Annotated in this window: 23 protein-coding genes; 16 read left to right on the top strand and 7 right to left on the bottom strand. The window is 70.8% G+C overall.

Annotated elements, in window-relative coordinates:
- The first annotated feature begins 7 nt into the window (after nt 1-7).
- The 5 genes from OHA77_RS34200 to cutA all read left to right on the top strand — a co-directional run bounded on the left by OHA77_RS34200 (nt 8) and on the right by cutA (nt 5,834).
- Nucleotides 8-229 (top strand): RNA-binding S4 domain-containing protein, encoded by a 222-nt coding sequence (locus tag OHA77_RS34200; RefSeq protein ID WP_326824076.1) that lies wholly within the window; start codon nt 8-10, stop codon nt 227-229.
- 193 nt (nt 230-422) lie between these two features.
- Entirely contained in the window at nt 423-1,826 is a 1,404-nt protein-coding gene (locus tag OHA77_RS34205; protein ID WP_406313441.1) for a uracil-xanthine permease family protein, read from the top strand.
- The gene (locus OHA77_RS34210) at nt 1,823-2,692 is read left to right on the top strand and encodes an FAD binding domain-containing protein (RefSeq protein ID WP_406313443.1); all 870 of its coding nucleotides are present in this window, start codon (nt 1,823-1,825) and stop codon (nt 2,690-2,692) included. The genes OHA77_RS34205 and OHA77_RS34210 overlap by 4 nt, the downstream gene beginning before the upstream one ends.
- Before the next feature lie 132 nt (nt 2,693-2,824).
- A complete protein-coding gene (locus OHA77_RS34215; protein ID WP_406319920.1) occupies nt 2,825-3,298 on the top strand; it encodes a (2Fe-2S)-binding protein in 474 nt (157 codons plus the stop codon).
- A gap of 148 nt (nt 3,299-3,446) precedes the next feature.
- Nucleotides 3,447-5,834: an aerobic carbon-monoxide dehydrogenase large subunit gene (gene cutA / locus OHA77_RS34220; RefSeq protein WP_406313444.1), complete on the top strand. Its 2,388-nt coding sequence runs from the start codon at nt 3,447-3,449 to the stop codon at nt 5,832-5,834.
- Between the two features lie 104 nt (nt 5,835-5,938).
- On the opposite strand, the gene OHA77_RS34225 is transcribed toward cutA, so the two are convergent.
- The 3 genes from OHA77_RS34225 to OHA77_RS34235 form a co-directional block, all read right to left on the bottom strand.
- The gene (locus OHA77_RS34225; RefSeq protein WP_406313445.1) at nt 5,939-6,988 is read right to left on the bottom strand and encodes a hypothetical protein; all 1,050 of its coding nucleotides are present in this window, start codon (nt 6,986-6,988) and stop codon (nt 5,939-5,941) included.
- Between the two features lie 89 nt (nt 6,989-7,077).
- Nucleotides 7,078-8,943 (bottom strand): PQQ-dependent sugar dehydrogenase, encoded by a 1,866-nt coding sequence (locus tag OHA77_RS34230; RefSeq protein ID WP_406313446.1) that lies wholly within the window; start codon nt 8,941-8,943, stop codon nt 7,078-7,080.
- A 453-nt stretch (nt 8,944-9,396) separates the two neighbouring features.
- Nucleotides 9,397-10,455 (bottom strand): LacI family DNA-binding transcriptional regulator, encoded by a 1,059-nt coding sequence (locus OHA77_RS34235; RefSeq protein WP_406313447.1) that lies wholly within the window; start codon nt 10,453-10,455, stop codon nt 9,397-9,399.
- A 301-nt stretch (nt 10,456-10,756) separates the two neighbouring features.
- Here OHA77_RS34235 and OHA77_RS34240 point away from each other — a divergent pair, with 301 nt between their 5' ends.
- The gene (locus tag OHA77_RS34240) at nt 10,757-11,926 is read left to right on the top strand and encodes a hypothetical protein (RefSeq protein ID WP_406313448.1); all 1,170 of its coding nucleotides are present in this window, start codon (nt 10,757-10,759) and stop codon (nt 11,924-11,926) included.
- Nucleotides 11,927-11,983: 57 nt separating this feature from the next.
- Here the strand turns inward: OHA77_RS34240 and OHA77_RS34245 are convergent, their stop codons facing one another.
- The 4 genes from OHA77_RS34245 to OHA77_RS34260 all read right to left on the bottom strand — a co-directional run bounded on the left by OHA77_RS34245 (nt 11,984) and on the right by OHA77_RS34260 (nt 16,754).
- Nucleotides 11,984-13,171 (bottom strand): MFS transporter, encoded by a 1,188-nt coding sequence (locus tag OHA77_RS34245; protein ID WP_406313449.1) that lies wholly within the window; start codon nt 13,169-13,171, stop codon nt 11,984-11,986.
- A gap of 156 nt (nt 13,172-13,327) precedes the next feature.
- Nucleotides 13,328-14,269 carry a cytochrome d ubiquinol oxidase subunit II gene (cydB, locus tag OHA77_RS34250; protein ID WP_406313450.1) on the bottom strand — a complete coding sequence of 314 codons (942 nt, stop codon included), beginning with the start codon at nt 14,267-14,269 and terminating at the stop codon, nt 13,328-13,330.
- Between the two features lie 10 nt (nt 14,270-14,279).
- Entirely contained in the window at nt 14,280-15,713 is a 1,434-nt protein-coding gene (locus tag OHA77_RS34255; protein WP_406313451.1) for a cytochrome ubiquinol oxidase subunit I, read from the bottom strand.
- A gap of 174 nt (nt 15,714-15,887) precedes the next feature.
- Nucleotides 15,888-16,754 carry a polysaccharide deacetylase family protein gene (locus tag OHA77_RS34260; protein WP_406313452.1) on the bottom strand — a complete coding sequence of 289 codons (867 nt, stop codon included), beginning with the start codon at nt 16,752-16,754 and terminating at the stop codon, nt 15,888-15,890.
- 186 nt (nt 16,755-16,940) lie between these two features.
- On the opposite strand from OHA77_RS34260, the gene OHA77_RS34265 reads away from it, so the two are divergent.
- From OHA77_RS34265 to mnhG, 10 genes are all read left to right on the top strand, one after another.
- The gene (locus OHA77_RS34265) at nt 16,941-17,126 is read left to right on the top strand and encodes a hypothetical protein (protein WP_406313453.1); all 186 of its coding nucleotides are present in this window, start codon (nt 16,941-16,943) and stop codon (nt 17,124-17,126) included.
- Between the two features lie 144 nt (nt 17,127-17,270).
- A complete protein-coding gene (locus OHA77_RS34270) occupies nt 17,271-17,657 on the top strand; it encodes a VOC family protein (RefSeq protein WP_406313454.1) in 387 nt (128 codons plus the stop codon).
- Between the two features lie 284 nt (nt 17,658-17,941).
- Complete coding sequence (locus OHA77_RS34275; protein WP_326824060.1) at nt 17,942-19,003, top strand: acyl-CoA desaturase; 1,062 nt, start codon at nt 17,942-17,944, stop codon at nt 19,001-19,003.
- A gap of 287 nt (nt 19,004-19,290) precedes the next feature.
- Nucleotides 19,291-19,992 (top strand): carbon monoxide dehydrogenase subunit G, encoded by a 702-nt coding sequence (locus OHA77_RS34280; protein ID WP_406313455.1) that lies wholly within the window; start codon nt 19,291-19,293, stop codon nt 19,990-19,992.
- 141 nt (nt 19,993-20,133) lie between these two features.
- The gene (locus OHA77_RS34285) at nt 20,134-22,923 is read left to right on the top strand and encodes a Na+/H+ antiporter subunit A (RefSeq protein ID WP_406313456.1); all 2,790 of its coding nucleotides are present in this window, start codon (nt 20,134-20,136) and stop codon (nt 22,921-22,923) included.
- The gene (locus OHA77_RS34290; RefSeq protein ID WP_406313457.1) at nt 22,920-23,738 is read left to right on the top strand and encodes a Na(+)/H(+) antiporter subunit C; all 819 of its coding nucleotides are present in this window, start codon (nt 22,920-22,922) and stop codon (nt 23,736-23,738) included. Before OHA77_RS34285 ends, OHA77_RS34290 begins: the two co-directional genes overlap by 4 nt.
- A 160-nt stretch (nt 23,739-23,898) precedes the next feature.
- A complete protein-coding gene (locus OHA77_RS34295) occupies nt 23,899-25,488 on the top strand; it encodes a Na+/H+ antiporter subunit D (RefSeq protein ID WP_406313458.1) in 1,590 nt (529 codons plus the stop codon).
- Nucleotides 25,485-26,039: a Na+/H+ antiporter subunit E gene (locus OHA77_RS34300; protein WP_406313459.1), complete on the top strand. Its 555-nt coding sequence runs from the start codon at nt 25,485-25,487 to the stop codon at nt 26,037-26,039. The genes OHA77_RS34295 and OHA77_RS34300 overlap by 4 nt, the downstream gene beginning before the upstream one ends.
- A gap of 26 nt (nt 26,040-26,065) precedes the next feature.
- The gene (locus tag OHA77_RS34305; RefSeq protein WP_326824054.1) at nt 26,066-26,326 is read left to right on the top strand and encodes a monovalent cation/H+ antiporter complex subunit F; all 261 of its coding nucleotides are present in this window, start codon (nt 26,066-26,068) and stop codon (nt 26,324-26,326) included.
- 133 nt (nt 26,327-26,459) lie between these two features.
- Entirely contained in the window at nt 26,460-26,789 is a 330-nt protein-coding gene (mnhG, locus tag OHA77_RS34310; RefSeq protein WP_406313460.1) for a monovalent cation/H(+) antiporter subunit G, read from the top strand.
- The last annotated feature ends 88 nt before the right edge of the window (nt 26,790-26,877 follow it).

Genomic DNA, 26,877 nt, shown 5'->3' on the forward strand with positions numbered 1-26,877 from the left:
GTGGACCGTGAACGAGACCTTTGAGCTGGAGACCGACTACATCCCGCTGTGCGACCTGCTGAAGTACTGTGCCGTCACCGACACCGGCGGTCAGGCCAAGCACTTCATCGCGGAGGGGAACGTCATGGTGGACGGCGAGATCGAGCTCCGCAAGACCTGCAAGATCCGCGCCGGGCAGGTCGTCGCCGGCGACGGCTTCGAGATCCGGGTCGTCGGCACCCGGGCCTGACCCCGTCTCACCTCGCCGTCGATCACACTGTGCGCGAGTCGACCCCTGGTCAGGGGATCAGTTTTGGCAGATCATGACAGTGTAAGGGCAGGGCCGCGGGCCTAATGTGCCCGCAACGACAGCATGGGGATTCGCCGGAGGTATGCCTGCGGGGGTGGCCACCGACCGACGGCCCGGTGAAAGGTGGGGCTTGATGGTTGCAGGTTGGACCAGGCACGGTGATGGCAGGACCCTGGCTCCAGGGGAGGTGGTCAGACCGGACGAGCGGCTGTCGTGGCCGCGCATGGTCGGGTTCGGCGCGCAGCACGTCATCGCCATGTTCGGTGCGACCTTCGTCTTCCCGCTGGTCATGGGGCTGAGCCCGAACGTCGCCATCATGTTCTCCGGCATCGCGACGATCATGTTCCTGCTCATCGTGAAGGGGAGGATCCCCAGCTACCTCGGGACGAGCGCCTCGTTCGTGGGTGGGGTGCTGGCCATCCGGGCGATCTTCGGCGGCGACACGCCCGCGGCGGACGCGATCGTCACCGGGGCGATCCTCGTCGTCGGCCTGGTGCTCGCCCTGGTGGGCGTGGCGATCCATTTTCTCGGGGTGCAGGTCATCAACCGGGTGTTCCCGCCCGTCGTCACCGGTGCGGTCGTCATGCTGATCGGGTTCGGCCTGGCCTACGTGGTCGCCGACGTCTACTGGCCCAGTGACCAGTGGATCGCCCTGATCACCATGTTCGTCACCTTTCTGATCATCGTGCTGTTCAAGGGGTTCGTCGGCCGGATCGGCATCCTGCTGGGGCTGATCATCGGGTTCGCCCTCTCCTGGGCGGCCGACCGGGTCTTCGGGGACATCACCGCCTACAACGCCGCGACCGGGGCGGTCGACACGCATCCGCGGGTGAGTTTCGCCGGCGTGGCGGAGGCGGACTGGATCGGCCTGCCCGACATGCACCTGCCCGACATCAGGTTCTCCGCGGTGCTGCTGGTGCTTCCGGCGCTGATCGCGCTGATCGCGGAGAACGTGGGCCATGTCAAGGCGGTCGGTGAGATGACCGGCACCGACGTCGACCCCTACCTGGGCCGGGCGATCATCGGCGACGGCGCCGCCACCGCGGTCGCCAGTGCCTTCGGCGGCTCTCCGACCACCACCTACGCCGAGAACATCGGGGTCATGGCCGCCACGAGGGTCTACTCTACGGCGGCCTACTACATCGCGGCCGTCATCGCGATCCTCTTCGGGCTGTGCCCCAAGTTCGGCGCGCTGGTCGCGGCCACCCCCAACGGGGTGCTCGGCGGCATCACGGTGATCCTCTACGGCATGATCGGCCTGCTCGGCGCGAAGATCTGGATCGAGAACCGGGTCGACTTCTCCAACCCGATCAACATGATCCCGATCGGGGCGGGCATCATCCTCGCCATCGGGCCGGTCCGGCACATGATCGGCTCGGAGTTCACCCTGGAGGGCATCGCGCTCGGCACCATCGTGGTGGTGGGCGGTTACCACCTGCTGAGGGCGCTGTCCGGCCGGGCCGGGACCACGGAGTTCGCCGGGTCCGGCAGCGGCCCCGGCGGCGGGGGCGAGCACCGGGGAGAGGCGTCCGGGTGAAGCCGGCTCCCTTCGACTACCACGCTCCGCGCTCCCTCGGCGAGGCGCTCGACGACCTCGCCGGGGCCGGGGCGGACGGGAAGGTGCTCGCGGGCGGCCAGAGCCTGATCCCGATGCTCAACATGCGGCTGGCCGCACCCGCCCACCTCGTCGACATCAACCGCCTCACCGAGCTGGCCACCCTCGACGTGGAGCCCGGCGGCGTCCGGGTCGGCGCGTTGGCCAGGCACGCGCAGGTGGAGCGTTCCGAGCGGGTCGCCGCCGCTCAGCCGCTGCTGCGCCAGGCGCTCCGGCTGGTCGCCCACCCGGTGATCCGCAATCGGGGCACGGTGGTCGGCAGCCTGGTGCACGCCGACCCGGCCGCCGAGCTGCCCGCCGTGCTCGCGCTCCTCGGCGGCTCGGTACGGCTGGCCCGGCGCGGCGCCACCCGTGAGGTTCCCGCCGCCGCCTTCTTCACCGGCCCCCTGGAGTCGGCCACCGGCCCCGGGGAACTGGCCGTCTCCGCGTTCTTCCCCCTGCTTCCGGCGCGTTCGGGCACGGCGTTCCGCGAGGTGGCCAGGCGGCACGGCGACTACGCCCTGGCGGGGATCGCGGCACTGGTCCGGCTGGACGACGACCTGCGGATCACCGCAGCCCGGGTGGCCTGCGTGAGCGCGGGCCCCGTCCCGGTGCTCGTCGACGTCACCGGGGCCTGCGGCCACCGTCCGCCGGCCTCGGCGGACTGGGACTCGGCGGCGCGGGCCGTACAGGAGCGGATCGAGCCGGAGGCCGACATCCACGCGAGTGCCGACTACCGGCGCCACCTCATCGGGGTCCTCGCCGGGCAGGCCCTGCGGGAAGCGGCGCGGGCGGCCCTCGATGGGTGAGCGGGACCGGCGGGCCGGGGTGAGACGGGCAGGGGTGAGACCACCGGCCGGTGTGGGACCGGCCGGGGTGGGACGGGCCAGGGGGCGAGGCCGTGGAGACGGCGGACGGGAAGGGGCCGGCCGGTGGCGGACATCGCGATCACACTGACCGTGAACGGCGTGGTCCGGCAGGTCGAGGTGCCGGGACGGCGGTTGCTGTCGGACTGTCTCCGGCACGATCTGGGTCTGACCGGCACGCACGTCGGATGTGAGCACGGGGTGTGCGGGTGCTGCACGGTGCTGCTGGACGGCGAGCCGGTCCGGTCCTGCCTGACGTTCGCGGTCACCGTGGACGGGCACGACATCACCACGGTGGAGGGGCTCGCCGCCCCCGACGGTGCGATGTCGCCGGTGCAGCGGGCCTTCACCGAGTGCCACGGCCTGCAGTGCGGGTTCTGCACGCCGGGTTTCCTGTGCACCGTCACCGCTCTGCTGCGGGACAACCCGTCGCCGACCGGTGAGGAGGTGCTGGAGGGCATCTCCGGCAACCTGTGCCGGTGTACGGGGTACCAGAACATCGTCAAGTCCGTTCACCGCGCGGCCGAGATCATGGCGGAGGAGTCGTGAACGAGCGAAGCGAGCGGGCCGGGAGGCTCGGTGGTGTTCATGGATGTGAGCGGGCCGGGAGGCTCGGTGGTGTTCGCGGACGTGAGCGGGCCGGGAGGCTCGGCACGTCAGGCCGTCACGTTCCGGTGAGGCGCCGGGTGGGGGCGGCATGACGACGAAGCTGTTCGGCGAGCCGGTGCGCCGGCGGGAGGATCCCCGGCTGCTCACCGGTCAGGGACGCTTCCTGGACGATCTCGGCGCGCACGCGCTGGAGGCGGCGTTCGTCCGGTCCCCGCACGCGCACGCCCGGATCCGCGACGTCGACGTGTCGGCCGCGCTCGACGTGGACGGGCTGGTGGCGATCTACACCTGGGAGGATCTGCCCGACCTGCTCGCCCAGCCGCTGCCGCTGCTCATCCCGCACCCGGCGCTGACCCACGGCCGCACCGCCCATCCGCTCGCCCGTGACCTGGTCAGGCATGTGGGTGAGCCCGTCGTGATGGTCGTCGCCCGCGACCGCTACCTCGCCGAGGACGCCTGCGCGCTCATCCGGGTCGACTACGAGGTCCTCAAGCCGGTGGTCGGGGTGGAGGAGGCGGTGCAGTCCGCGCGGCTCGTCCACGAGGACGTGCCGGGCAACGTCGGTGCGCACCTGGTCCAGGAGGTGCCGTCGGCGGCCGGGCTCGGCGCACGGGAGACGATCGAGGCGGCGCCGCACACGCTGTCCTTCCGGCTCGACATCGAGCGCAGCGCGTCGATGCCGCTCGAAGGGCGGGGCGTATACGCCCGATGGGACGCCGACGACGAGTCCCTGCGCGTGTACTCCAGCACCCAGACCTCCACCAGTGTCCGGATGGCCGTCGCGGCCAGGCTCGGCCTGCCGCTGCCCAAGGTCGAGGTGATCGCGCCCGATGTGGGCGGCGGTTTCGGAGTCAAGATCGTGCACCCGTGGCCGGAGGAGCTGCTGGTCCCCTGGGCGGCCATCGCGCTGGGGCGTGAGGTCAAGTGGACCGAGGACCGCCGTGAGCACTTCGTCTCCTCGGCGCACGAACGGGCCCAGGTGCACACCGTCCGGGTCGGTTTCGACGACGACGGCCGGGTGCTCGGCCTGGATGTGACCATCCTGCACGATCACGGTGCCTACACCCCGTACGGGATCATCGTGCCGATCATCACCTCCACCCAGCTCCCGGGCCCCTACCGGCTCGGCGCCTACCGGGTCGAGTTCTCCTCGATCTACACCAACACCGTGCAGGTCACGCCCTACCGGGGAGCCGGCCGCCCGCAGGCCGTCTTCTGCATGGAGCGGACGATGGACCGCATCGCCGCATATCTGGGAGCCGACCGTACGGCGGTGCGCGCGGTCAACTTCATCCAGCCCGACGAGTTCCCCTACGACCAGGGGCTGATCTTCCAGGACGGCCGCCCGCTGATCTACGACAGCGGCGACTACCCCGAATCGCTGCGGATGCTCAAGGAACTCATCGGCTGGGACTCCTTCCCCGCGCTGAAGGCCCAGGCGGCGGCTGAGGGGCGCAGCATCGGCATCGGCATCGGCTGCTACGTCGAGGGCACCGGTGTCGGGCCGTACGAGGGCGGCCACGTCCAGGTCACCTCCGACGGCCGGGTGCACGTCTCCACCGGGCTCACCTCCCAGGGGCAGGGCCATGAGACCGTGTTCGCCCAGATAGCCGCGACCGAGCTCGGCGTGCCTCTGGAACGGGTCTCGGTGGTGACCGGCGACACCCGAAGGTTCGGCTACGCGGTCGGCACGTTCGCCTCGCGGGCCGCGGTGATGAGCGGGAACGCGATCGCGCTGGCGTGCCGCAAGGTCAAGGAGAAGGCCCTGCGGATCGCCGCCGACGCGCTGGAGGCCGATCCCGGCGACCTGGAGATCGTCGGCGGTGAGGTGCGGGTGGTGGGCTCGCCCGGCGCCTCGATCCCGCTGGCGACCGTGGCGGTGCTGTCCAATCCTCTGCGCTACGCCTTCGACGCCGAGGCGGCCCGGGCGACCCAGTTCGCGGGGGCGTCGTCCTTCGAACGGCCGCCGGTCGAGGAGGGGGAGGAGCCGGGGCTGGAGGGGCGCGACTACTACTCGCCGCTCCGCTCGACCTTCGCCTCCGGCATGCACGCGGCGATCGTCGAGACCGATCCGCTGACGGCCGAGATCCGTATCCTGCGGTACGCCGTCGTCCACGACTGCGGCCACCTGATCAACCCGATGATCGTCGAGGGGCAGATCCACGGCGGCATCGCCCAGGGCGTGGGCGGCGCGCTGTACGAGCGGATGGTCTACGACGAGCACGGCCAGCTGCTGAACGCCTCGTTCATGGACTTCCTGATGCCCTACGCCACCGAGGTGCCCTTCATCGAGACCGCCCACCTGGAGACCCCGTCGCCGCTCAACCCCCTGGGGATCAAGGGGGCCGGCGAGGCCGGGGTCATCCCGGTGTCGGCGGTGATCGCCTCGGCCGTCGAGGACGCCGAGGGCATCGGGATCGACAGGATGCCGATCTCGCCGTCGGAGCTGTTCGACCTGCGCCGCTCAGCCGGCTGAGCCCGGGGCGGCCGTGACGAGGAGGGACGGCTCGCCGGAGCAAGAAAATAATCTACATTGTAAAGGAATTGGCATCCTCCGCCCGGGTCCATGCCACCGTCGGGTCAGGGGTGGTTCTTGGTGGCCCAGCGGTACTGCTGGAGGACCTCTTTTCCGGTCACGGCCCGGTCGAGGAACATCAGGTCGTCAAGCCGGCAGTCGCATGGGTTCTGCTCCTGGGTGTTCTGCGGGAAACTACCGCCGATCTTGATGCCCCGGGGGTCCGTCGCCGAGGTGAGGTCCGGCTCCGGCGCTCCGGCGACCTCCCACGGATCGTCCGTGAGCGTGTAGGCACCGTCGAGCGGCCGGCCGTTCTTGTACAGCGCCATGGTGCCCTCGTCGAAGTCGAAGGTGGCGGTGAGGAACACCCATTCGTCGGGCGGCAGCACGCTCTGCCAGTCCTCGTTGGCGGCGAACGTCTGGGACTTGCCGCCGTCGACGCGCCTGCCGAGCGCGACCACTCGCAGCTCTCCCGACACGTTGATGACTTCGAGTAGGGCCCGGACGTCGTGGCCCTGGGAGGTGCCGGTGAGGACGCCCGCCAGTCCGACCGCGTTGTAACGGTCGTCCGGGGCGGAGGTGTTGGAGTTGAGCCCCGGGTTCTGGCCGGTCGTCTTGAACCATCCCATGATGGTGGCCTGTTTCGCCTGGTTGAAGGCGCTCAGGGTATTCACACCGGTCTCCGAGTAGGTGCCGGCCTTCCAGTCGTCGTTGCCGGAGAGGGTGGGGTTGATCTGCCGGGTCTGCAGCGAGGTTCCGCTCCCCGGGTGCGCGCCGTCCCGCACGCGCATCGAGCCGCCACCGTTGACGAGATCGATGTCGGTCCCTGAACGCCCCTGGTCGCGCTCTTTTGCGGCGTTTCCGGGAGCCGGGTGTTCGAAATCGTAGGAGGCGACCAGGTTCCGCCGCAGGCCGGGGAAGACGTTCGGTCTGGACGGGTGGGCTGCCGAGGCGCCGGTGGGGGCGGTCTGCGCGGCGGTGACGGCCTGGGCCTCCGGGGCCGCCGCGAACGACCCGCACAGCGCCACGGCCACAAGGGCCGCCGGGAGTCCGCGTGGCCGGTGGCGTCCCGGTGCCGCGGCATCATGACTGACGTACACGTGATGATCTCTCACTGACTTCTCCTGGTGCGTCGTCGTCGGGCACTGCGGGCGCTGCCGGGGCGGACGTCCGCCCCGGCAGCGCCGTGGTCACGTTCGTACGGTCAGTCGTTCACCCGGGTGCCGGTGACCTTGAGATCGCGGAGCCGGCCGATGTTGTCGAACGATCCGAAACCGACCCGGCCGGAGGTGAAGGTGGTGTCGACGGCGGTCATCAGCGGGGTTTTCGCACCGTCGAGGTAGACGGCGATCTCCCCTGAATCGGTGCAGTGCTTCACCTGGACCTGGTGCCACTGCTCGTCGGTGACGGCGGGCTTGGCGCCTCTCGAACGCGCCTCGTCCCACTGGTCCTCGATCCGCAGCCGGTCGGCGTCGTTCACGGCGAAGATCCCGTTGTGCGGATAGATCGTGTTGTCCGTCGACAGGTGGGCGTAGTAGAACCGCGTGTCGCTCTGGTAGCCGAACACGACGATCACATCGCGGTTGGTGACGTCGACGGGGGTGTCCAGCCGGACCTCGCCGTCGACGTGGACCGAGCCGAACGTCGGGCCGGCCGAGAGCACCGCGTACTCGAAGGGGCGGCGGGGGCCGGGACGAGACTGCCCGGCTTCGGCAAGGACGACCTCTTTCCCGGGGAACCGCCACTTCGCCGGGGTGACCGGGGTCCAGTCCTGCGCCCGGGTCGTGTTGTTCACCCGGCTGTGGCCGGCGTCGCAGTCGGCGAACCGGCGGGTGCCGGTGACCTTCCAGATCTTGCCGTTGGCCTTGGACAGGATGTAGAGCTCGCCGGCGTCGTCCCGGCCGAACCGGAAGTCGACCCGGGCGTCCCCGGCCAGGTCCTGCGTCGTGACCCGCTTGCCCGTCTGGTCGTAGACCATGAGCTCGTAGATCTGGGCGGGCTCGGCGCCGACCTTCATCTCCCGCTCGTCGGTGTAGAAGACGCGGCCGGTGACGATGTCCCCGAAGAGGTATTTACCGCGCAGCTCAGGTGCATCGTGCCCGCGGTAGACGAAGCCACCGGAGATCCCGCGCCCGACGTCGGAGGTGCAGTCCCAGCCCGGCGGAGGGTTGTGGTCGTATGCGGCCACCGGGTAGGTGTAGCCGTTCTTCGCGTCGTCGGCCGGCAGCGGGTGAAGGCGGTCGCAGGGGTCCGAGGTCGTCTTGTCGAACACGAACCTCCCTTCCCGCTCGCTCCATCCGAAGTTGGCGCCCGCCGTGACCTCGTAGACCGACTCGATGGACTTCTCGCCGATGTGTCCGAGGAACATGCGGTGCCGCCCGGCGGGGTCCCAGCTGAAGCGGTGCGGGTCGCGCATCCCGTAGGCGTAGATCTCCCCGAGCGCGCCTGACCTGCTCACGAACGGGTTGTCGGCCGGGATGCCGTATTTGCCGCCGGCGCTGTTTCGAGCCCGCGGATCGATCCGGAAGATCTTTCCGTACGGTACCGACAGGTTCTGGGGCTCGGTGTTGCCGACGCCTTTGCCGCCGTCGCCCACCGCGACGTAGAGCAGCCCGTAGTCCTTGCTGCCGCGTTTCGCGGTCGGGTTGAAGTCGATCTGCTGGATCCCGTGGATCTGACCCGCGAACCCGAGCCGGAGGATCTCCCGGCTGCTTCCGTGGAAGGTGCTCGCCGACGGGTCGTCCGCCGTCCACTCGGTCACGACGCCGTGGTAGAGGGTGCCGGACTGGGGTGGCATGTCCGTGGGCTTCGTCGCGGACGAGGCCCGTTCGGTGTGGACCGTGTAGAAGATGCCGTTCTTCTGGAACTCGGGATGGAAGGTGACGAAGCCGAAGCCCTGCCCCATGCCGGCCCCGGAGAAGAACTGGGGCGCGAAGGTGGCGCCGACGTCAAGGTAGACCTGTTGCGCACCGTTCTTGAGCAGGTACAGCTTGCCATTGAGGTCGGGTACGAATTTGCGTCCGGAGCCATCCGGAACGTCGCCGATGTAGTTGATTCGGGCCCATCGCATCAACCGTGGATCGGTCGGCGCCGGGGTCGGTTCCGATTTGGGGAATGTGGCGAACTCTTCGACGGTCAGCCCCAGGCCGGATGCGATCGGATCGTCGGGAATGGGGTCGGTGATCGGTTCGTCGGCGTGCGCGGCTGTCTGCCGTATGGGTAAAGCCGCTGCTTGTGGCGTTGGGAGAAGGCTTGTGAGTGCGATGACGACTGTCGGGAGAAACCATCTGGTCTTCAGCATCCCGCCCACCTAAAAGCTCGGGGAGAGCGCTGGGAAAGCGCTTCCCCGAAGGTACGAGACGATTACACCAACGTCAACAACTTGTTACGACATGACCGAAATTAACTCTCGCAAGGGTCGAAAAGACGGCGGCCGTCGGAATGCGGAAGGCTCGGTACGCAGCGGAGGATCACGCTCCGTGATTCCGCTGTCGTATCCACGATGTGAGACGGCGAGGGCGGGTCAGCGGGTGCGTCCGGTGGCTCCGGACCGTTCCGGCGCGGGGCCGGTGGAGGCGCGGACGATCAGTTCGTGGCCGGTACGGCGGCGCCGGGGCCGGGCGGCCGATGGGCTGAGCACGAGCTCCAGCGCCTGCCTGCCCATGTCGATCAGAGGCAGGCGCACCGTGGTCAGCCCCGGGTGGACGTCGGCCGCGACCGGGATGTCGTCGAAGCCCGCGACCGAGACCTCCCCGGGCACCAGGCGGCTCTGCCGCAGCAGCCAGAAGAGGGCACCGACGGCCATCTGGTCGTTGAGCGCCACGACGGCCGTCAGAGAGGGGTGCTCCCTCATCAGCCGCGAGGTCGAGGCGGCCCCGCCCTCCCGGGTGAAGTCACCGTGGACCACCGGGACCGACTCCCAGTCCAGCCCCCGGGCTCGGGCCACGTCGCGCAGTCCGGCCAGCCGGTCCTCCGCCGAGGTGATGTTCGCCGGGCCGCCGACCACGCCGATGCGGCGGTGCCCGAGATCCAGCAGGTGGCGCATGACGCTCTCCGCGCCTCTGCGGTTGTCCGGCAGTACCGCGTCGACCGGCAGGTGGTGGCGGCCGATCACCGCGACGCGGCCTCCGGCGGCGGTGAAGGAGCGCACTTCGGCGGCGGTGTCGGCCTCCGCGCTCGCCGTGACGTAGCCGGAGCCGGCCAGCACGATCGAGTTCACCCGGTGGGCCCGCAGCGTCCGGATCCGGGACAGCTCCGCACGCGGATCGCGTTCGGTCTGACTGATCATCGCCATGTAGCCGCGGCTCTCGGTCTCGCGCAGCACGCTCCGGGCGATCTCGGCGAAGTAGGGATCCCCGACGTCGTGAACGATCAGACCGATCATGGACGCCTGGCCGCCGGCCAGGGCGCGGGCGTGGCTGTTGGGCACGTAGCCCACCTGGGCGGCGACGGCCTGGACGTGCGCGGCGAGGGCGGGACTGACCCCGCTGCTCCCCGTCATCGCGCGGGAGGCGGTCGCCAGGGAGACTCCCGCGGCCTGGGCGACGTCCACCAGTCGTGGGAGGGATGAGCGCGTTTCCACCGCAAGGGCCCCCTTGTCACATCCCCGCGATACGTGCCATCGTAATCGAAAGCGCTTACGTAAGCGCTTTCGATATCCGCGACGACCCGTGTTCCGAAGGGTTCGGCATGGCAAGGGCTCCCCTCGCCCTGAGAAGTCTGGCCTCCGTCACGAGGTGCCGTCCAGGCCTTCGGGCCTGCGACGGCGCCAAGCCGATCTTCCCGTACGGCCCTGCCGATCCCGGCCGGTACGGTCCTGCCGATCCTGGTCGGTACGCCCCTGGTGATCCGGCCCCGATCGGGCGCGCGGGGACCGGTCCGGCATGACGGCCACAGCGGCGGATCGGGACGGGCGGCGATGGACCGGCGTGGCCGGAGCCTGGCTCGGGCTGGGCGCCGCCCCCGCGACGCTCACCATGGGGGCCGCGATGGCCGACCGGCACGGCGGGGCGGTCCCCGTCGTCGCCATCGTGCTCGGCGCCGCGCTCATGGCCGCCCTCCTGTACGGCCAGGGCCTGCTCGGCCTGCGCCCGCCCCACGGGGAGGGCGGGACGCTGGCGGAGGTCGCGCCCGGTTACCTTCCCCCGGTGGCCCGCACCGTGGTCGGCGTCCTGCTCGCGCTGGCCATGATCGGCTGGAACGGCTTCAACGTGGGGCTCGGCGGGGCCTCGCTCGGGACCGTGACCTCCCTGCCGGGACCGGTGGGAGCCGTCCTGCTGGCGGCCGGGGTGCTGGCCGCCTCCTACGCGTCGGGCCGGCTGGGTAACCGGATCTCGGTCGTCACCACGCTGGCGGCGCTGGCTCTGGTCGCCCTCTGCGTGGCCAGGCTGAGTCCTCCGGCGCCGCCGGTCACCGCGGACGTTCACGGGATCCTGCCCGACGTCGCGGTCCTCGTCGGATACGTCGCGGTCTTCGCGCTGCGGGCCCCGGACTTCAGCCGCGGCCTCGCCGGCCGGCGGGATCTGCTGGTGTGCGTGGCCCTGTTGGTGGTGCCGGCGTCGCTGGCGGCCGTGGCCGGAGCCGGCGTGTGGCTGCGCACCGGGTCACCCGACGTGGTCGCGACGCTGGCGGGTGCCGGCGGCGTGGCCGCGTTCGGCAATCTCTTCGTCACCGCGGCGGTCTTCGCCCCGAGTCTGACCACCACCTACTCCGGCGCTCTGGCGATCCAGTCGGTCTGGCCGGGCCTGTCCAGGGCGGCGGCCCTGCTCGCCGTCGCGGTTCCCGGCACGCTGCTCGCCGTCCTCCGCTTCGACCTCTACCTCCTGCCCTGGCTGTCGGTGCTCGCCGCGGCCCTGCCGCCGCTCGTGGTGCCGATGGTGGCCGAGGCGTGGCGTCGCCGTCGTGGCGGCACGCCTCGCCTGATCTCCGTCTGGTCCTGGGTCCCGGCCGCCGTCCTGGCCACCGCGCTCGCCCTGGCCGGGGTGCCGGCCGCGCCGGTGATCGGCCTGACCGCCGCGGTGCTCGTCACCGTCTTCCGGGCGGTCAGGCGCTGACTCCGCACCCCTTCGCGGGCGCTCAGGCGCCGGCTCCGCGGCTGCGGCTGCCGTCCGTCAGGCGCGGACCTCGTCCGGGGCGGGCAGGTCGCGCATCGTGCGCAGCGGGGAGAGCAGGAGCGGGACCACGGCCAGCAGGGCCAGTGCGGCGCTGATCCACAGTGTGGTGCGGGCTCCGAGGACCTCGCCCAGCCCTCCTCCGATCAGGCCGCCGAGGGGAAGGACGCCCCAGACCACGAAACGCATGGTGGCGTTCATCCGGCCCAGCATGTTCTCGGGGGTCACGCTCTGGCGGAAACTGACCTGCCCGACGTTGTAGAGCACCACGCCGATGCTCTGCATGAACATGGCCACCGGGTACAGCCCCGTTCGCCAGCCGGTCGTGGTGAGCGGCACCAGGAACATGAACGGGGCGGTCAGCAGGGGGGACAGCCAGATGATCCGAGCCGAGCCGATCAGGCGGCTCACCCTGCCCACCAGGATCGCGCCGAGGAGCGCGCCGAAGGATCCCACGGTGAACAGCAGACCGATCACGCCGGGGGAGAGGCCCACCACCCGGGTCAGGAAGATCATCTCAACGGCGGCGAGCATGCCGTTCGTGAGGTTGGCGATGGCGGTGGAGGCGGCGATCATCCGCAGGATGCGGTGACCGGCCACGTAGCGCAGTCCCTCACCGATCTCCTTGAGCAGTCCCTGCCGCGCCGCGCGGTCCGGCACGTTCTCGGTGGTGTCGATCCGCCACAGGAACAGGGCCGAGCCGATGAAGCTGACGGCGTCCACGAGGACCGCGATCGGTGCGCTGATCAGCTGGACCAGGCCGCCGCCCAGGCCCGGCCCGGCCACGCCCGCCGTCGACCGGACGATCTCCAGTTTGGCGTTGCCGTCCATCAGCCGGTCCTTGTCGATCAGGCTCGGCAGGTAGCTCTGGTAGGCGATGTCGAAGAAGACCGTGGCCAGGCCCATGCCGAGTGCCACAACGTACAGCTGGGGGAGGGTCAGCACGCCGAGCCACCAGGCGATCGGCACCGAGGCCAGCAGCGCGCCCCGCACCAGGTCCGCGCTCACCAGGATCCGCCGCCTGCGCATCCGGTCGACCCACACCCCGGCGGGCAGGCCCACCAGGAGGAACGCCGCGGTCTGCGCGGCGAACAACAGGCCGGTGTCCAGCTCGCTCGCCTTCAGCGTGATTACCGCGACCAGCGGAAGGGCGAGCACGCTGATCTGCGTGCCCGCCTGGCTGATCATATCTGCACCGAACAGGAGCGCGAAGTTCCGTTGTCGGAATAGGCTGGGGGATGTCATGGGAGGATTGTTTTAGAAGCTTTCCTGAAAAATCAACCCATTCCCTTTACAAACTGCGACATCGGGAGTCGGAACGCGAGATCGTTATGGTGGCGGGGGTCAGGCTACCTCGGCGACCAGGCGCTTGCGGAACACCCAGTAGGACCAGATCTGGTAGCCGAGCACGAACGGCAGCGCGACCAGGCCGATCCAAGTCAGCATGCCCAGCGTGTAGGGGCCGGAGGCGGCCTCGGCGATGGTGAGGCCGGGCAGCGGAGCAGGCCGGAGGGCACCGAACAGGGCGGCGGAGCCCAGCGCGATGGACGAGGCGGTGGCGGTGAACGCCCAGCCGTCCCGGCCGCGCCAGGTCAGTGCGGCCCCGGCGGACAGCGCCGCCACCGAGGCCAGCGCGGCCGCCCACAGCCAGGGGTCCGCGGCCCAGCCGGCGACGGCCGTACCGGCGGCGGGGATGGCGGGCAGCGCCACCACCGCGGCGGGCAGCGCCACCGCGGAAGCGGCCATCGCGGCCCGGCGGGCCCGGACGCGCACCGGTCCGGACGTCTTGAGAGCGACGAAGACGGCGCCGTGCAGCACGCACAGCGAGAGGGAGAACACCCCGCCGACCAGCGCGGCCGTCATGCTTCCCCGCAGCAGATGGGCGAAGATCGCACCCCACAGGAAGGCCGGGAGCGCGCTGCCGACCAGGATGCCCAGATCGCACCGGGCGAGGTCGGACGGGCGGTGGACCTTGCCCCGCCACTCCAGGCCGATCCCGCGCACGATCAGCCCGACGAGGACCAGCGCGATCGGCAGGTAGAACCCGCTGAGCAGGCCGGCGTACCAGGCCGGGAACGCGGCGAACATCGCGCCGACCGCGGTGATCAGCCAGACCTCGTTGCCGTCCCAGACCGGGCCGATCGTGCCGAGGACCTGCTTGCGTTCGGCCTCGTTCCGCGACAGCGCCGGGGCCAGCAGGCCCACACCGAAGTCGAAGCCCTCCAGGACGAAGTATCCGGTCCACAGGAACGCGATGACCACGAACCAGAAGGTGGTGAGTTCCATTTTTCCGCCTTCAGTACATCAGGGACGGCTGGAGCCTGGCGGCCGCGTCCTCGTCGTCGGGTGAGGGTGGCGCCAGGGGAGCGGGGGAGACGGGCTCGGGACCCGCCTTGACGTGGCGGACGATCAGTACGGCCTCCGCCACCGCGAGCACGCCGTACAGGGCGGTGAAGACCGCCAGTGAGACGGCCACCTCGGTGAGGCTGACGCCGGGCGACACGCTCGCCGCCGTGAGCAACTCGCCCTGGACGGTCCAGGGCTGGCGGCCGATCTCGCTGAGCAGCCAGCCCGAGACCATCGCGACGGTCGGCAGCGGCAGCGCCAGCAGGCAGATGCGGGCGAACCACGCGGGGACCGCGCGCGGTGGGCCGGGGACGCGGCGGCGCCGGCGGGTCAGCCAGAGGCCGAGGACCGACAGGGCCACGGTGGCCATCCCGAAGACGATCATCACCCGGAAGGACCAGAAGATCACGGGCAGGTTGGGGCGGTAGTCGGCCGGGCCGAACTCCTCGGTGTACCGGGCCTGCAGGTCCTCGGTGCCCTGGACGACCGCGTCCGGGTCGTGGGCGGCCAGGAGGCTGAGCAACCGGGGCACCTCCACCCCCGGCGCCAGGGAGAACGGCGCGCCCGCCGTGTCGTGCCGCAGTCCTTCGGCGGCGGCCAGCTTCATCGGCTGCTGCTCGTACAGCAGCCTGGCGGAGGTGTCCCCGCTGCCCGCGACCACGACCCCGGCGATCGCCGTCATGACCAGCGCGGCCCGCATCGGCGTCCGCCAGACGCCCGCACCCCGCCGGGCCGGCGTGGCCGGGGCGGGGTCGGCGCGCCGCTCCCGCAGGACCTGGTAGCCGCAGACCGCCAGCACGAATCCGCCCGCGACGACGAAGGCCGCGCCCACCACGTGGGGCACCTGCGCGAGCGCGCTGGAGTTGGTGAGCACCGCCCACAGGTCCGTCATCCGCGCCCTGCCGTCGACCACCTCGTAGCCGACCGGGTGCTTCATCCAGGCGTTGGCGGCGAGGATGAAGTACGCCGACAGGTTGGAGCCGATGACCGCCGCCCAGATCGTGGCTAGGTGGACACGTTTCGGCAGCTTGTCCCAGCCGAAGATCCACAACCCCAGGAACGTCGACTCCAGGAAGAAGGCGAGCAGCGCCTCCAGGGCCAGCGGGGCGCCGAAGACGTCACCGACGAAGACCGAGTAGTCGCTCCAGTTCATGCCGAACTGGAACTCCTGCACGATGCCGGTCACCACGCCCATCGCGAAGTTGATCAGAAAGATCTTCCCGAAGAACCTGGTGAGCCTGAGGTAGTGCTCCTTGCCCGTGCGGTGCCAGGCGGTCTGCAGGCCGGCCACGAAGACGCCGAGGCCGATCGTCAGGGGCACGAACAGAAAGTGGTAAACGGTGGTGACCCCGAACTGCCACCGCGCCAGGTCCAGTGCGTCCATCTTCCCCTCGCCGTCAAAGCTCTACAGCTTGTAGTTCTACTAAAAGTAGTACTACAAGCCGTAGAGCAATGGGGCGGGTCGGCGCCGTGAACCACTGCGATCTTCGTCACACGGCCCCGGTGGCGGAGGCGGGACCGGGCACGCGCCGCCTCGCCGTACTGGCCGGGGCCGCGTTCACCGGAGGGCCGCCTTCAGGTAGGTGTCCAGGTTGCCGAGCTCGAACCCCCGGCGCTTGATCTTGTTGACCAGGATGCGGAAGTCCCGCGACAGGTTCGGCCGGAAGTGCAGCAGCAGCACGTCGCCGGGGCGGAGCTTCTTGTCGGGCACCTGGTAGGCGATCTTCCCGCCGGGCTGCACGGTCGCGGTCCAGAGCAGGAGCGCGTCGATGCCACAGGCCTTGGCGGCCCTGCGGGTCAGGGTGTTGTGGTTGCCGAACGGCGGCCGGAACAGCGCCGGCCGCTCGCCGAGGTGTTTGCGGATCAGCGTGGAGGTGCCGCAGATCTCGGCCTTCTGCCCGTCGTAGCCGAGTGTCACGAGATTCGGATGGGTCAGCGTGTGGTTTTCGATCGTCGCCCCCGCGTCGCGCAGGTCGCGCATGTAGTCCCACTTGCCGGCGCCGATGAATCTGCCACCCTGGGCGGTCGGGTCGGTGGTGCCCCTGGCCTCCACGGCGTCACGGGTGAGGAAGGCCGCGATGGGGATCCGCCGGTCCCTGACCTGGGCGAGGAAGCCCGGGTCCTGCTCCCAGCCGTCGTCGATGGTGAGGAAGACCACCTTCCTCCTGGTGGGGACGGAGCTGATCACCGGCGGCAGCCCGTCGGCGGACCGGGGGATCCGGCCCACCTCACCCGGCCTGGGCAGCGCCCCCGGGGGCCCCGGAGGCGGGGCGGGGGAGGCGCTGGCGGACGGGGAGGAGGTACGGCCGCCGCCCGCCCGAGGGGCGCCGGTGGTGTCGGCGGCGCAGCCCGTGGTCGCGACCAGGGCCATGAACGCCGCCGCCGATCTGGTCGCCCATGATGTCCCCCATGTCCCCGATGTCATGGGCCACCATCCTGCCAGCGCCCGGAGTTCGCGATGACCTTCCGAACACCCGGCCCCGATGCCCGTCCACCGCGCCGCAACGGGCCGAGCCGCCGTCAGAGCGGGGCACGAGCCTTCGGGGCGGGCGCGGCAAGGCATGGATGGGTTCGTTGGGGGGAGACTGCCCGGCGAGGGGAAGGAGGACACATGTCGCAGCCTGCTGAGAACCGGCCGCTCGCCGACCGCCGGGACAATCCGGAAGATCATGACGAGCCGGACTTCGCCGAGGAGTTCGCCCCGTCTCCCACCGATCCCGCCAACCAGCCCGAAGGCGATCCGGACGATCACGTTCATGGGGAGGACGAGGGGTATGACAAGCCCACCGAGGCGTGACGTCGCCGACGGGGACCTCCGGAGTGCCGGCCTCCCGGCGGCCGTGAGTCCGGCGGCTGTGAGTCCGGTGGCCGTGAGTCCGGCCACCGGGCCGGCCCGCGGGAGGCCGGTCGGCGCCCGGAGGAGTGAGAGGCCGGTCGGCGCATGGAGGTGCTGAGCAGCCGCATCCTCGTGCGCCCCGCCGACCCCGAGCGCAGCCGCCGGTTCTACCGTGACGTCCTGGGGCTGGCGATCTACCGTGAGTTCGGACCTCCCGACGACCCGGGTCTGGTCTTCTTCCTCGGGCAGGGATTCCTCGAGCTCTCCGGCCGGTCCGGCGGGGCGGCTGCGGAGACGTCCGCGCTCTGGCTCCAGGTCCGTGATCTGTCCGCCGAACACGAACGGTTGCGCGCCGCGGGGGTCGAGGTGGTCCGTCCTCCCCGACGTGAGCCGTGGGGGCTGATCGAGATGTGGATCGAGGATCCCGACGGCCTGCCCATCGTTCTGGTCGAGATCCCCGGCGATCATCCCCTCCGCCGTGACCAGCGGTGATCGCCGTCCTGTCACCGGATCGGCGAGCGGACCCCGGCCCTCCGCTCGTCCTCGCGGGTTCGGCGCTTGTCCGGGGGCTGTTTCTTACGCTACGGAAAGCTTTGATTACCACCCATAGCTCTGCCGGGCGCCAAGGTAGGGTCAGCACTACCACAAGTCCGGGTGGGTGCGGGGGTTCGTGATCCCGATAGTTACGAAATCCTGGGCAGGTCGGTTTTTACGCCGATTTATGGTGCTAATAGCTAACTAAACATGTCTGGTATTCCGACCCCCTGAGGAGAACCGTGACCGAATCGCTCGCGATCGATGCCGCCGGCACAGTAGACGGGAGAGACCAAGAGCGGGGCAGCGACTTCGCCCGGCTTTCACGCCGGATCGCCGAGGCGGGGCTGCTGGAGCGGCGTCACGGCTACTACGCCCTACGGCTCAGCGTCGTCGCCGTCTGTTTCGTCGGCGGCTGGGCCGCCTTCTTCGCAGTGGGTGACTCCTGGTATCAGCTGCTGGTGGCGGCCTTCCTCGCACTGGTCTTCGCCCAGATCGCGCTGGTCGCCCATGACCTCGCCCACCGGCAGGTCTTCCGCACCCGGAGTGCCAGCGAGATCGCCGGTCTGGTGGCCGGCAACCTCAGCATCGGCATGAGTTACGGCTGGTGGATGGACAAGCACACCCGCCACCACGCCAACCCCAACCACGAGGACCACGACCCCGACGTCGCACCCGACGTCCTGATCTGGTCGGTCGAGCAGGCCGTCGCCAGCCGGGGCCTGGCGAGATTCCTGGGCCCCAGGCAGGCGTTCCTGTTCTTCCCGCTGCTCACCCTGGAGGGCTTCAACCTGCACGTGTCCAGCTTCCGGGCCCTGACGCGCCCGTCGCTGCGGCGCCGCGGGCTGGAGGCGGCACTGCTGGCCGTACACGTGATCGCCTACCTTGGCGCGCTGTTCGCGGTGCTGTCGCCCGGCAAGGCCGTGGTGTTCCTCCTGCTGCACCAGGCCATCTTCGGCGTCTACCTGGGCTGCACATTCGCACCCAACCACAAGGGCATGCCGATGCTGCGGGGCGAGGAGCGACTCGACTTCCTCCGGCGTCAGGTGCTGACCTCGCGCAACGTGCGCGGCGGGCGGGTGGTGGACACGGTGCTGGGCGGGCTCAACTACCAGATCGAGCACCATCTCTTCCCCAGCATGCCGATGCCGAACCTGCGCCGTGCCCAGCCGATCGTGCGGGCGTACTGCGAGGAGCTGGGCGTCGACTATCTCGAGAGCGGGCTGGTCAGCTCCTACGCCCAGGCGCTGCGTCACCTGCACGAGGTGGGGGCGCCGCTGCGGGCCCGCGGCTCCACGGTCTAGACACCCCGGGGTGATCGGCTGCGGCACCGGTCGGTGCCGCAGCCGCCCGATGACCGGGGACCGGAGACCCGCGGCCGAGTGGCCGGGCCGGTCCGTACGGCGGCGGGGCCTACGAGGCGCAGCTACGCCGGACGGTCTACCTCTCTACCGGCCCGCACGGCAGGGCCCACGGGGCGCAACCGCGCCGGACGGTCACCCGCCGTACTTCTCTCTGCCAATCACGCGCCACGCCGGCGGGCAGATGTTGCTGTTATCCGTACGGCGGGAGATTGCCTAGGGTTCGTGATGTGAAGCTCGCAGGCAGTGCCGTGCTCGGCATCGACAGAGACCGTGTGTGGTCCGCGCTCCAGAACCCGGCCGTGCTCGTGCGCACGATCCCGGGCTGCGAACGCCTGGAGGAGACGGGGCCCGACACCTACCGGATGACGGTCACCGCCGGAGTGGCCTCGATCAAGGGCGTCTACCAGGGGGAGGTCGCGCTGTCCGAGCCCGACGCCCCGCAGCGCTTCGTGCTCAAGGCCAGGGGCCAGGGCGCGCCCGGCACCGTGGAGGCCACGGTGGAGATCCGCCTCAGCGAGATCGAGGGCGGCACCCGGGTCGACTACGACGCCGACGCGGTGATCGGCGGCATGATCGGCGGAGTCGGCCAGCGCATGCTCAGCTCGGTGGCCAAGAGGACCGCGGGGGAGTTCTTCTCCGCCGTCGAGAGCCACCTCTCCTCCGGTACGGCCGCCGCCCCCGCCGCGACGTCCCCGGTCGGGACCGCTCCGGCTGTGACCGCTCCGGCCGGAACCGCTCCGGTGGTGACCGCATCCGGGGTCGCCGCCGTCCGGGAGCCGGATCGGCGGGTCTTCGAGCGTCCCGCCGGTCGGCCCGCGACGGGCGCCCCCGCATGGCCGATCCTCGCCGCGTTCGGCATGGGCGCGGGCATCGCGCTCGGCAGCGCCGTGATCGGCTGGCTGCTCGGCCGCACCGGCAGGAGGGGCTGAGGCCGTACCCGGCAGGACAATCGATCATGCGCTGGTGAAGAACGGGGGCTTTTCACGTCAAGCAGTCGGCGCGTTCCAGTGGTGAAACGCGCCTCTCATGGCACTTTCGGGTGAGTCGGCCGACGACGGGCCCGGGGGAACATGGAGCCGCTGCTGATCCTGCACGCCGTCGCGGCGGTGTGCGCCCCGGCGCTGGCGCGTCGTCTCGGCCGTGACGCCTTCCCCGTGCTCGCCGTTCCGCCCGCGTGCGGGCTCGGCTACGCGCTGTGGGTGGCGCTGAGGGGCGTGCCGGTCGCGTCCCACCACGATTGGGCTCCCACGCTGGGGCTGGGGTTGTCCTTCCGCGTCGACGCACTGGCCCTGCTCATGACGTTCCTGGTCACCGGCGTGGGCATGCTGGTCCTGCTGTACTGCGCGCGCTACTTCGACGCGGGGGAGAAGGGGCTCGGCCGGTTCGGCGGCGTGCTGGTCGCCTTCGCCGGGTCGATGCTCGGGCTGGTGGTCGCCGACAACCTCCTGCTGCTGTACGTCTTCTGGGAGCTGACCACGGTCTTCTCCTATCTGTTGATCGGCCACGACCCCGCGAGCAGGGTGGCCCGCCGGGCGGCGATACAGGCGCTGACCGTCACCACCTTCGGCGGGCTGGCGATGCTGGGCGGCCTGGTCGTGCTAGGTGAGGCGGCCGGCACCTACCGGATCTCGCGGATCGTCGCCGCCCCGCCGACCGGCGGGGCGGTCGCGGTGGCGCTGGCGCTGATCCTCGTCGGCGCGCTGTCGAAGTCGGCGATCTTCCCGTTCAGCATGTGGCTGCCCGCCGCGATGGCCGCACCGACCCCGGTCTCGGCCTATCTGCACGCCGCCGCCATGGTGAAGGCGGGAATCTACCTGGTCGCCAGGCTCGGCCCGGCCTTCGGCGACCTGCCGGTCTGGCAGCTGATCACCGTGCCGCTCGGCCTGCTCACCATGGTGCTGGGCGGCTGGCGGGCCCTGCGCGAGTACGACCTCAAGAGGCTGCTGGCCTACGGCACGGTGAGCCAGCTCGGGTTCCTGACCCTGCTGTTCGGCGCGGCCACCCGGGACACCGCGCTCGCGGGCGTCGCCATGCTGCTCGCGCACGCCCTGTTCAAGGCATCGCTGTTCCTGGTCGTCGGCATCGTCGACCACTGCGCCGGCACCCGCGACCTGCGCGAGCTGAGCGGCCTGCGGCGTTCGGCGCCCTGGCTCTGCGCGGCGTCCGTGGCCGCGGGGGCATCGATGGCGGGAATCCCGTTCTTCATGGGGTTCGTCGGCAAGGAGGCCGCGTTCGAGTCGCTGCTGACCGGGCGGCCCGCCGACACCGGGACGCTGGTGGGAGTGGTCGCCGGCTCGGCGCTCACCGTCGCCTACACCCTGCGGTTCCTATGGGGGGCCTTCGGCGACCGTCCCGGCCTGGAACCGACCCCCGTGCGCCGCATCGCCGCCGCGATGTTCCTGCCGTCCGCGCTGCTGGCCGTACTCGGCCTGGTCGCCGCCCCGTTCGCCGGCCGGTACGGCCACGCCATGGAGAGCTACACCCCCACCTTCGCCGGACCCGGTCACGGCACCCACCTCGCACTGTGGGCCGGCGCGCCCGTGCCGCTGCTGCTGTCGGCCACCGCCCTGGCGGCGGGCGTGCTCCTCTTCCTGTCCGGGGGAGTGGTGGCGCGGGTGGGACGCATCCTGCATCTGGCCGACTCCGGCCACGCCTACTGGAGCTTCATGCGGGGGCTGGATCGCACCGCCCTCCAGCTGACCGGCGTCGTGCAGCGCGGCTCGCTCCCTGACTACCTCATGATCGCCCTTGTCTCCCTGGTCGGCGTCACGGGTTTCTCCCTGCTGTACGGGCCCGTCCGAAACGTCCGGCTGGCCGTGGTGCCGTGGGAGCGCGTCGAGCAGCCCGTCATCGGCGCTCTGCTGATCGCCATGGCCCTGGTCGCGCCGCGGGTGCGTTCGCACATCGTGCTCGCCCTGCTGGGAGGGCTGACCGGATACGGTGTGGCGCTGCTGTTCCTCGTCCACGGCTCGCCCGACCTGGCACTGACGCAGTTCCTCGCCGAGACGCTGAGCCTGGTGGTGTTCGTGCTGGTGCTCCGCAGGCTGCCGGTGGGGTCGAGGGAGCGCGGACCCCGGGTGCCCTTCGGTGGTCGCCTTATCCTCGGGGCGGCGATCGGGGCCGTGGTGGTCGGGGCCGGGATGCTGGCGGCGAGCGCCCGCACGGCGGAGCCGGTCGGCAGGCTGATGGCCGCCGCAGCCGAAAGAGCCGGAGCCGCGAACATCGTCAGCGCGCTGCTGGTCGACATCCGGGCGTGGGACACCATGGGGGAGAGCTCCGTGCTGGTCGTCCTCACCCTCGGGGTGACCAGCCTCGTCTTCCTGCGCCGCCGGACGTACGCGCTGGAACGCCCGTCGGGCAAGCTGCCGAAGGGGGATCGGACGCGCTGGCTCGCAGCGACCCTGCCCGCCGGGCAGCAGGCGGTCGTCCTGGAGATCGTGGCCCGGCTGATCTTCCACACGGTGGTCCTCATCTCGGTCTTCCTGCTGTTCACCGGGCACAGCTCGGTGGGCGGCGGGTTCGCCGGGGGCATCGTGGCCGGGCTCGCGCTGGTCGTCCGCTACCTCGCCGGGGGCCGTTACGAGCTGGCCGCCGCGGCGCCGGTGAACGCCGGGATCCTGATCGGCCTGGGGCTCCTGCTGTCCACGGTCACCGCCTTCTGGGGGCTGGCGGCCAGTGGCGCACCGCTGACCATGCTCTCCGCCGACCTGACGGTGCCGCTGATCGGCGGTCTCCATCTGTCCACCGTGCTGCTGTTCGACGTGGGGGTATACCTCACGGTGATCGGCATGGCGCAGGACATCCTGCGCAGCCTCGGCGCCGAACTGGACCGGCAGATCGACGACGAGGAGGGCCGGTGACCGTATCGCTGCTGCCCCTGGTGGCGTCGGGGACGCTGGTGGCCGCCGGGGTGACGCTGCTGCTGGAACGGAGCCTGGTCCGGCTGCTGGTCGGTGTCATCCTGATCGGCAACGGGGTGAACCTGCTCATCCTCACCGTCGGCGGGCCCGCCGGGGAGCCGCCGATCCTCGGCCGGTCCGCCCCGCAGCGGATGGCCGACCCGCTGCCGCAGGCGATGATCCTCACCGCCATCGTGATCACCCTGGGCGTCACCGCGTTCCTGCTCGCCATGGTCCACCGTTCCTGGCAGCTCACCGGCGACGACGAGGTCCAGGACGACACCGAGGACCGCAGGGTACGGCTGCGCGCCCGACGCGGGGAGCTCACCCAGGCCGTGCTCGCCAAACAGGAGGCCTACCGGAAGCTGGTCCGGGACCAGCGCGCGGAACTCACCCGGCTGGAGAACGCGCGACGCGAACGGGAACAGCGGGAGGCCCAGGAGCTGGAACGGCAGATCCTGGACGTCAACGTGGGCCTGGGCCGCTGGCTCCAGGCGCACAAGGACGCCGGCCTGTCCAGCGAGCAGGTCGAGGAGCGGCTCGCCGAAGCCCGGCGTGCAGAGGAGGCGTCCAAGGAGAGCCGGCAGCAACGGCTCGACAGGCTGCGCGCGGACTTCGCCCGCAGGGAGCGGGAACAGGCCGAGCGGGAGCGGGAGATCCGCAGGCAGTTCCGGATCCGCCAGCGCGAGGCGCGCAAGGAGATGCGGGCGGCCATCCGGGCCGACCGGGAGAGGCAGGCCAGGGCGCAGGACCCGGATCTGGAGGGGGACGAATGACGACGGCTCCGCAGGCCGTGGGGGAACCGCCCGGAGCGCCCGCCGTACGGGACGCCGGTGGGCGGCCGTGGGGTCGGCTGCGGGGGCGGCCCACCGGATGCCACCCGGACAGCCGGGAGCAGGGACGGCATCGCGTACCCGTGACGCGGGGGGAACTCCCGTGGAGGCGCTGATCCCGATTCCGGTGGTGCTGCCGCTGCTGGCCGCCGGACTCAAACTGTCCATCGGCGGGCGGCTGAGCAGGCTGCAGGCGCTCATCAGCGTGTTCACGCTCACGGTGGTGCTGGTGGTGTCGGTCGTCCTGCTGGTGGCGGCCGACACCGGCGGCCCGCTGGCGACCTACGTCGGGGGCTGGGACGCGCCCATCGGAATCCCCCTGGTCGCTGACCGGCTCGCCACGCTGATGCTGGTGGTCTCCTCGGCGGTGACGCTGTGCGTGATGGTCTTCTCCCTCTCGCAGGCCTATGCCGACCAGGAGCGCATCGCCCCCCTGTCGATCTTCCATCCGGCCTACCTCATCATGGTCGCGGGGGTGTCGGACGCCTTCCTGGCCGGTGACCTGTTCAACCTCTTCGTGGCGTTCGAGATGCTGCTCAGTGGGTCCTACGTGCTGCTCACCTTCGGCGGGACCGAGTCCCGCATCCGGGCGGGCGCCACTTATGTGGTGATGGGACTGATCTCGTCGATGTTCTTCCTCGTCGGGATCGCGGTCACCTACGGCGCGACGGGCACCGTGTCGATGGCGCAGCTCGCCCAGCGTTTCGCCCTGCTGCCCGAGCACATGAAGCTGCTGGTCGAACTGACGCTTCTGCTGGTCTTCGTGGTCAAGGCCGCGATCTTCCCGATGTCGGCGTGGCTACCCGACTCCTACCCCACCGCCCCGGCCCCCGCGACGGCGCTCTTCGCCGGGCTGCTCACCAAGGTCGGCATCTACGCGATCATCCGGCTGGAGGCGCTGCTGTTCCCCGGCGGTCCGGTCAGCGGCCTGCTGATGTGGGCGGCGCTGCTGACCATGCTGGTCGGAGTGCTCGGCGCCGTCGCCCAGACCGATATCAAGCGGATGCTCTCCTTCACCCTCGTCAGCCACATCGGCTACATGGTGTTCGGGGTCGCGCTCTCCTCGACCCTGGGCCTGGCCGGAGCGGTGTTCTACGTCGTCCACCACATCACCGTGCAGACCAGCCTGTTCCTGGTGACCGGGCTGATCGAACGCCGCACCGGCACCACCTCGCTCGACCGGCTGGGAGGCCTGATGAAACTGGCGCCCCTGATCGCGGTGCTCTTCTTCGTCCCCGCGATGAACCTGGCGGGCATCCCGCCGATGTCGGGCTTCCTCGGCAAGCTGACGCTGATCCAGGCCGGGGTGGCGGACGGCAGGCCCATGGCGCTCGTCCTGGTGACGGGGGGACTGATGACGAGCCTGCTCACCCTGTACGCCGTGGCCAGGACGTGGGGCAAGGCGTTCTGGCGGACCCCGCCACCCGGGATGATCAAAAAGGTGGGGACCGTGCTGGAGGGCGAGGAGACGCCCGTCATCCGGGCGTCCGGCACCGAGGGGATCACCGGCCGCGAGATCGTCACCAGCGCGACCATCCCCCCTCCCATGCTCGGCGCCACCACGGCCCTGGTGGCGCTGGCCCTGTCGTTCACCGTGCTGGCCGGGCCGCTGTCCGCCCTCGCCCGGCGGACCGCCGGTGAGCTGATGGTCCGTGAGCCGTACATCTCCGCGGTGCTCGGAGACCGGCGATGACCGGGCGGAGCAGCGGATCGCGGCGCGTCCCCCGGCTGCTGGGCAGGCCGGTGCCGCTCTCCCAGGTGGCCTGGCTCACCCTGGTCTGGCTGCTGCTCTGGGGCGACCTCAGCGTGGGCAACGTTCTCGGCGGCCTGCTGGGCGGGCTGCTCATCGTCTGGCTGCTCCCGCTGCCGGTAGTGGACACCGGTGTCCGGATCCACCCCGTCGCGGCGGCCGTCTTCCTGGTCGTCTTCGCGGCGGAGCTGGTGCTCTCCAGCTTCCGGGTCGCGTTCTGGGCGCTGCGCCTGGGCACGCTGCCACCGGTCGAGATCGTCGAAGTACGGCTGCGCACGTCGTCGGAGGTCATGACCGTGTTCATCACGGTGGCGCTGTCGGCGCTTCCGGGCAGCCTGGTGCTGGAGGTGCACCCCGTGGAGAGAGCGCTGGTCCTGCACGTTCTCGGCATCACCGGGGACGTGCCGGCCGTCGTCCAGGCGGACGTGACACGGCTGGAGAGCCGCATCCTGGCGGCCTTCGGCACCCGGTCCGACCAGGAGGAGCTGCGATGACGGCGGTGTACCAGGGAGGAGCTGCGATGACGGCGGTATATCTGACGGCGCTGGCGCTGCTCGGCTGCGCGGCGGCCCTGACGCTCCACCGGCTGGTGCGCGGCCCCTCCATGCTGGACCGGGCCGTCGCGCTGGACGTGTTCACCGCCGTGGTCATGTGCGGGATCGGCACGGCGGCGACGGCGCTCGACGAGTACTCGGCGCTGCCGGTGCTGCTGGTGCTCGCCCTGGTGGGGTTCGTCGGGTCGGTCTCGCTGGCCAGGTTCTTCTCGGGGAGGACCCGGTGACCCCGCCGGTGGCGGGGTCCGCCGGGCCGGTTCCATCGGTCCTGTTCTCCGGGCGGGGCCGTTTCCTCGGGAAGAGTCGTGTCCTCGGGCGGGGCCGTTTCCTCGGGAGGGGTCGTTTCTCCGGGAGGAGCCGTTGAACGCGCTGGAGGTGGCGGTCGCCGGGTGCCTGCTGCTGGGCTCCGGGTTCGCGTTCGCGGCGGGGGTGGGGATGGTGAGGTTCCCCGGCACCCTGTCGCGCATGCACCCGGCGACCAAGCCCCAGGTGTTCGGGCTGCACCTGATCCTGCTGGCCATGTGGCTGCGCCACCCCACCTGGGCGACGGCGGGAACACTGCTGCTGGTCGGGCTCTTCCAGGTGGTCACGGCGACGGTGGCCGCCTACATGGTGGGGCGGGCGGCCTACCGGGCCGGATCGCCGGACGACGACGGCACGGCCGTTCCGCCGCTCGGCTCCGACAGCTGAGAGGCCGTTCCGCATCCCGCGTGCGGGGAGCACGGCGGACCGTCGTCGTACAGATGCTGCGGCGGCTGATTCCTCCCTGGCAGGAGCG

This window comes from Streptosporangium sp. NBC_01639 (genome assembly GCF_045209755.1).
Taxonomy (GTDB): Bacteria; Actinomycetota; Actinomycetes; order Streptosporangiales; family Streptosporangiaceae; genus Streptosporangium.